Source organism: Microcystis sp. M53602_WE12 (genome assembly GCF_030065455.1).
Classification (GTDB): domain Bacteria; phylum Cyanobacteriota; class Cyanobacteriia; order Cyanobacteriales; family Microcystaceae; genus Microcystis; species Microcystis aeruginosa.
On record NZ_JASJFB010000506.1, the window covers coordinates 1 to 1,855 of the forward strand.

General features: G+C 45.9%; 2 pseudogenes. One reads left to right on the forward strand and one right to left on the reverse strand.

Annotation, left to right across the window (positions count from 1 at the left end):
- A pseudogene (locus PX482_RS16670) lies at nt 1–113 on the forward strand (IS630 family transposase); the annotation flags it as partial.
- A gap of 152 nt (nt 114–265) precedes the next feature.
- Here PX482_RS16670 and PX482_RS16675 read toward each other — a convergent pair.
- Nucleotides 266–1,855 (reverse strand): annotated as a pseudogene (locus PX482_RS16675) (formylglycine-generating enzyme family protein); the annotation flags it as partial.

The following is a 1,855-nucleotide window of genomic DNA, read 5'->3' on the forward strand; positions in this document are numbered from 1 at the left end:
CAGCTATTTATGAATGTCTGAATGATGCCCATCTGAAACATAAAAAAGAACTGGATTCCTTGCTGACTCTACGATTTCAGAAGTTTAATAAATCTCAGATTATGAACGTCTAAAGTATACAAGGTTGGGTTGAACGATAGTGAAACCCAACACTTTTAAATAATTGGGTTGGGTTTCGTTCCTCAACCCAACCTACGGCTCAAAAAAAAAAATCGACCCGCCCTTAGGCGGGAGACAAAGGGCAAAAGAGCAAAAGAACAAAGGGTTAAAGTCCTGGGGAGACACACGCAACCCGAAAACCGATGCCGTAGTCGTCGTTGCCGGGGCTGTCCCTGATGCGGTCGGCAGAACGACAGTGATTAGGGTTGAAGTCCCAAGAACCGCCGCGCAGACACTTAGTAGGCTGAGAACGATTATCATTCTTGATAAACCACGCCGATCCATCCGTCGGCGCTCCGATATAGTTATCGTGCCAATCGTCTTCGCACCACTCCCAAACATTGCCACTCATGTCATAGAGTCCCCAAGCATTGGGCCTTTTCTGACCCACAGGATGAGTTTTATCCTGAGAATTTCCGTCATAAGCTAAACGGCGCTTAACCTGCATGATCCAACAGCTATAACCCTTTTGGAGTCTATATCGGTGATCCGAAGTAAAAGCCGTTTAGCTTACCAAGCGTAATCTCCTAGCTGATTAGCATCATCACCGAAATAATAGCGAGTAGTAGTCCCCGCACGACAGGTATATTCCCATTCCGCTTCTGTGGGGAGGCGATAGGTTTTGCCAGTTATTTGACTCAATTTCTGACAAAAAGCTTGAGCATCATTCCAACTAACCTGTTCTACCGGATTTTGTGGATTATTTTTAAAATAAGAGGGATTGTTTCCCATTACTGCTTGATATTGTGCCTGAGTGACTGGATATTTCCCAATCGCAAAACTGTTGACTTTAACTTGGTGTGGAGGCTTTTCATCATCGGAAGCATCAGAATCACTGTCAGGAGATCCCATGAGAAATTCACCTGCTGGTAAGTTCACCATCTCCAGTGTTATCCCATTGGGTAGGTTTTCGGTAAATGAAGTTTTATTGCCTAGTGCTGTCTCTGGTTGAGCAGATTTAGATGGAATCATCCAATCTGATGAAGAAGAAGGAGTTTTATTGTCTAGGGGTGTCTCTGGTTGAGGAAGGGGAGGAATAGGAGAGTCACCGACGACGGAGGTGCTAAAATTCCCAACTCTCTCGATTACATGGTTGTTGATGCGTTGAATGGCGGTTTCCAGTTCGATTTCCTCATCGGGGATTTCCACTTCCGTCCATTGCCATCCTTCCTGCTCGGCTCGCTCTAATGCGATCGCTAAACGGCCGCGCTTTTCTTCGCTGGTGACGAGGAAATTGAGCAAACTAGCCGATAGATTCTCGTTTTTGCGGAAAGATACCGCCGATTCGGAACTGAGAATGTTCTGGACGAGGGATTCCACCTCGCTGACACTGCGGGAAAGTTCCCCGTCAATGGTCACTACTCGCTCGATTAAGCCTTGAAACTGTCCGATAATTGGTTTTAGGTATTGTTCTAGATTAATGGCTACTTTGGCCATTTCGATCGCTTCTTGTTCCAGACTATCTAACTCCAGCTGCAACTGATACACTTGTTTGTACCCGTTCAACTCGCCGATCATTTTCGAGAAAACTTGTGTTTGTGTATCCTGATCTTCAGCTAATTTCTGGATACTTTCGCTGATTAGGTCGATTTTCTTGAGCATGAGCAAGCTGGCGCGACCAACGAGAATCACGGTGCGGAAAATCTGCTGTTTCTGTAGTCTCAGGGTATCTCGCAGTTCAGCCGAGCCGATGCTA